Source organism: Archangium sp., from assembly GCF_036388035.1.
Classification (GTDB): domain Bacteria; phylum Myxococcota; class Myxococcia; order Myxococcales; family Myxococcaceae; genus Archangium.
Genome location: NZ_DASVSO010000079.1, coordinates 1 through 5,105, shown reverse-complemented (window position 1 = coordinate 5,105; position 5,105 = coordinate 1). Strand labels below are relative to the sequence as shown.

Below are 5,105 nucleotides of genomic sequence, written 5' to 3'. Positions count from 1 at the left end.
GGCGGGTGAGACGGCCGAGCACGTCCTTGTACTCGTAGTCGTCCACCAACCCGCTCACGGCGTCCACGCGCTTCGTCAGGCGACCGGCCGCGTCCCACGTCTCGGTGACGAGGACACCGCCCGGCTTCCTCATGCTGGACGTCGTGCGCGGGCGGCCGAGCGCGTCCACCGCGTCCACCTTGGTCTTCGTGCTTCCCGCCCAGCGCTCCAACACCATACCCGCGATGTCGAGCACCACCCCCTCCTTGTCCCCATCCCCGTAGTCCCACGACACCGCCCTCCCGAGCTCGTCGTAGCCAATCTTCGTCTCGCGCTCGAGGTGATCCGTGCTGCTCTTCACCCGGCCCTCGACGTCGAGCGCGTAGGCCACCTCCGTCGTGTAGGACGGATCCTCCAGCCCCTTGGTCTCCACCCGCACCAATCGCCCGTTGGCGTCGTAGACGTTCCTCCGGGTGACCCCGCGCTCGTCCGTCACTGTCTCCAGGCGGCCGTTCTTGTAGTGGTATGAACGAGACACCTGACGGAAGAGCGGCTCCTTCTGATTCGCGATGTCGGACCCCGCTGGAGGCGAGCCCACCCAATACGTCTCGAGCGTCTTGAGCCCGTCCTCGATGAGGGTCACCCGCTCGTGTCGCGGCGAGGAGTCGCCCGCTTCCCGCTGCGGCTCCAGCCACTCGCGGAGGGTGAGCTTCTTGTCCTCCTGCACGTAGCGGTATTGCCACTCCTCGGAGGGCTTCTCGGTGGGCGTCCCGGAAGGATCCGCCGGAGCCTGGATGCTCCCCGAGCGGGTGTGGGACAGGGCGCGACCCAGGCCGTCATAGGTCCACTCTTCCCAGGCCCCCGTCGGCGAGTCCTCCGTACGCGTCAGACGTCCATAGGCGTCGTAGGAGAACGTCCGGGTGAGCTTCTTGAGCCCCAGGGCCGGGTCGGCCTCCTCGAGTGACAGGCTCACCGTCTCGAGCTGCCCCAGGCCCGCCAGGTCGTCGTACTTCTCGTACTTCACCCACCGGCCCTGCGCGTCCTTCTTCACCTCGAGCGGCCGGCCGCGCTCGTCGTACGTGGCTTCCTGCAGGAGCGTCTGCGTATTGCCCGAGAGCGAGAGGGACAGGCTGCTGACCTCTCCCTCGGGCGTCAGCTGCGTGCTCATGTTCAGCGCGCCGTGAGCGGTCGCGAAGGTACCGCTGGTGGGCAGGCCGGGCTTGCGCGCGTTGCCGTAATTCCAGCTCAACACCTTCTTGTTGTCGGGGAGTCCAGGCACCGGCTGGATCCCAGACCCCTGGGGTCGCTCCTCGATCGAAACGCTGTCGACGGCCTGGCTGAGCGCGGGCGCGGGGTTGGCCTTGGGATGGTACTCGAGCTCCAGCCCCAGCGCGGACTTCTGGGACTTGGGCATCACCCGGGCAAGCTTCGACGTGTCGTTGTGCCACGTCATGTTCGAGCCGGTGCCCGCGAGGGGCAGGAGCTTGTCCTTGATGCTCCCATACTCGTTGAGCGTGAACGCCACCCGCACGCCGTCCGGCCGGATGACGACCCGCTCCAGTTCGTCCGGGTACTCGAGCGTCACCGCCTTGCCCTGCTGGCCGCTCATCTCCACGGAGGCCACCATCTCGTAGGCCTTCATGTGCTTGTACTTGCCCGTGGCCTTGGACTCGGGGACTCGGGAGTAGTTGGCCCACCACTGCACCGGCGAGGCGGGCACGTTCCACGGGCCCTGCTCCGGGGGAGGCTCCACCACCGCGGCGCTGTAGCCGAGCGTCGCCCCCTTCAGCTCGTTGGCGGCGTTCCAGCGCTCCGGACCGGAAAGCCCCGTGGGGATGGGGTGGTACCCATAGGTCCAGACGGGATACGGCCCCTCGGGGGCAGTCGAGCTGCCCTCCTCCCACTGCGTGCGCACCGCGTGGAGCAGGTTGCCGTTGGCGTCATGATCGAAGTCGAGCTGGTAGAGGACCGTGTCCGCCGTCGGCTTGTGCTTCAGCTCCACCCGCGACAGCCACTTGAAGCCCTGCGAGCGCGAGAGGGCCAGCACCCGGCCCGGGCTCTTCTCCGGGTCGACGTCCTTGTAGGTGAACGCCAGCTTCACGGTGCCGGGACGCCAGTCCACCGCCTCGATCCGATCGGAATCGTCCTCGTACTTGACGTAGGCCCAGTTGCCCGTACCCGCTGGCGCCTCCAGCTCCCGGCCCGAGTCATTGAGCTCCTCGCCATAGCGGGTGAGGAGCCACTTGCGGCGCCCCTCCTTGCTCCGCCCCTGCGCCACCTGGGTGAAGCGGTACGTCCAGCCCTGCGCGGACCGCATCTCGATGAAGGGAGTAGCGGGCGGCACGTCCGGCGTCGCGGGGTCCGGCAGCGGCGCGTCCACGAGGAGGACGTTGTCGTGCGACGTGTCCGGCAAGCATGTGGTCGTCGTGGAGGGCGCGGTCGGGGCCTCACACTTGGGGAAGGGATAGGCCTGGCCGCCCACCACCACCACGTAGCGGCGCTGGTACTCCTCCTCCAGCACCCAGCCGTCGTAGCCGTGGCTCCACCCGATGCCCAGGTGCGAGGGCAGGTTGTTCTGGTTGTTGTAGGAGCGGGTGAAGCTGACGGTGCCCAAGCCCTGCGGCACGGAGAAGTCGGTGTGACTGAAGGACAGGTGTCCGTCCGACACATTCACTCCTGCCACCGACTCCTGGGCGCGCGCCCGGGCGTTGATGCCCATGAACGCGCCCTTGACCTTGCCCAGGTTGCGCGTGAGCGTCTTGAGCTGGGGTTTGGCCGCATACAGCATCAGGGAGACGGAGGGCGGCTTCTTGGAGCCGTACTGCATGGCGGCGACATCCGCCGGGAGCGGCAGTTGGAAGTGTCCGCCCTCCTCATCCGAGGACTGCTCGAGATGGCGCAGCCGCGCCTTCGCCCTCCCCACGGGCTTGCCGTCCTCCAGCTTCTCCGTCACCTGCCAGGTGCCGCTGGAGAAGACGAGGTCGGCCTCCTTCAGCAGCTCCTGCGTCCCATCCTCCTTGTTCAGGTAGAGCCGGACGATGCCCTTCTCCACCTCCTTCGGGTTGACGAAGAAGTTGACCACGGGCGGCTCGGCGATCTCGCGACCCGGAGCTGCATTGCCCTCCTCGTCGTCCGCCTTGTCCGCCTCGTCCACCGTGTAGCTGTGGCCAGCGCTCAGGTAGTCCGTGCGCCCGGCGAGTCCCTCGAAGTTGAAGCGGTAGAGGACGTTGTCCGCGTTCCCGCGCAGGTACAGCTCGAGGTACAGGACGTCGTTGGCGGTGAGGATCTCCGGCAGGTACGCCCCGCCACACGAGGCCGTCAGCACCTGCTCGTGTTCCCCCTCTCCTGCCTCGAAGGTAAGGGGACATTCCATGCCGAAGCCATCTCCGCCCAGCCGCAGCACGAACTCGCCGCTCACCATGCCGGGCCTCAGCGCCTGGTCCGGCTCCAGCAGGTGGGTGAGGAAGTCGTACGCCACGTCGTCCTCGGTGGCGCGCGGTGGCGTCTCGTTCTTCAGGTCGCGGTCCTGCGCTGGCGTCTTGCCCTGGGCGGTGATCTGGATGTTCTTCAGTTCCAGCACGCGGAAGGCATGCTCGAGCCCCAGGTCGAAGCGCTCGCGCCGCTCCCCATCCCGCTCGATGTGCCGGTAGACGTTCTTCACGCCCACGGCGCGCGTGGGCACCCGCCCACCCTCGGCCCCTTCGACGGGTGCCTCCTCCTCGGAGAAGCCCGGCGGGGGGATGTTCTTCTCGTTCGACTGGATGAAGCCATCCCCGTTGCGGTCGCGCGGGTAGATGGCGTGCCCGACGACGTGCAGGTAGTAGTTGGCGCGGGGCAGCGCGTTGAGCACCACATCCTCGCCAGAAGGCTTGCGGTAGCGCAGCGCCGACTGCACCGACTCGACGTAGCGTGCACCCGGCTTCACCGCGAAGGGGACCACCATGGGCCCCTCCACCGCCGTACCCGTCACCCCGATGATGCGGCCCGCCAGCGGCGGCACTCCCGTCGGGACCTCGACCAGCGGCGGCTCCTTGTTGATGCACGCCTTGCGCATCGAGAAGCCGGCGTCCTCCGACAGCTCGGAGCAATACACCTCCAGCAGCAGACCCGCATCCCCTTCGTCCACCAGCGGCTTCGGATAGCAGTTGCCACCATCCGGCAGCAGCCCGCGCTGGCAGGTTCCCGCGTCACTGCCCCCATCCATGCCGCCAGCATTGGCCGTGCCCGCATCAAGGCCGCCGTCCGTTCCGCCATCGGCCGACGCGTCCTCGCCGTACGGCTTCACCCGCACGCGCCAGTGCGTGGACACATAGACGAAGTCGTCGCGCGTGGTGGCGGCCCCCCCGTGCCGCACCAGGCTCTCCAGCTTCTCCTTCGGCTCACCTTCCGCCTGGACCCTGCGGTTGACGCGCACGTCGATTTCCGGCGGGTAGAGCAGCACGTCGCCCACCGGGATACCCAGCTCCTGCTGGGTGCAGCGCGACAGGCTGTGGTTCTCCCCGTACTCGTCCACGCTCAGCGGGCCACCCGCCGCCTCATCCGCCGCGCACGAGCCGTCCTCCGCTCGCGTCGAGCGGTTGATGGCTGGCACCGTCACCGTCTTCATTCCCGTGTAGCCCGTCGCGTGGTTGACGGCGAATACCACCAGCCGGTCCCCCGCGCTCAGGCTCAGGAAGTTGCTCCGGTTGTCCTTGCAGTTGGCCTCGTAGTAGTCCCGGTCCGCCTGCGTGCCCTGCCCCTTGCGGTCCAGCTCCCGGCACCTCTCCCTGGCGTACCTCGGGATTCCGTGCGTCGGTCCCAATCTCAGCCGCCCGAACATTCCGTGCGTCGCCGGCGAGCCTCCGTCCACCGGGTTCTGCCGCACATCGCAATAGCTCGGGTCCTTGCGCCCAAACGCATACGTCGCTATCGGGTGCTCGAGGTCATCCTCCCGGAAGAAGTGCACCTCTGTCGTGTCCACGTCCCGGGGCGTTATGGACTGGTACTCTCCCAGCCTGTCCGGGTCCCTCTCGCTCGGCAGCTCCTCCGCTCCGCACATCCCCTCCAGCGGCTTGCCCTGGCGGTCCACGAACAGCAGGTTGCCGTAGATGTAGCGCGCATCCACCAGGATGTCCGCCTGCGTATTG

Annotated in this window: 1 protein-coding gene; it reads right to left on the bottom strand. The window is 67.8% G+C overall.

Features of this window, described 5'->3' with window-relative positions:
• The coding region (locus tag VF697_RS03355) for a DUF6531 domain-containing protein (RefSeq protein ID WP_331092013.1) at window positions 1–5,105 on the bottom strand (5,105 nt) is incomplete at both ends.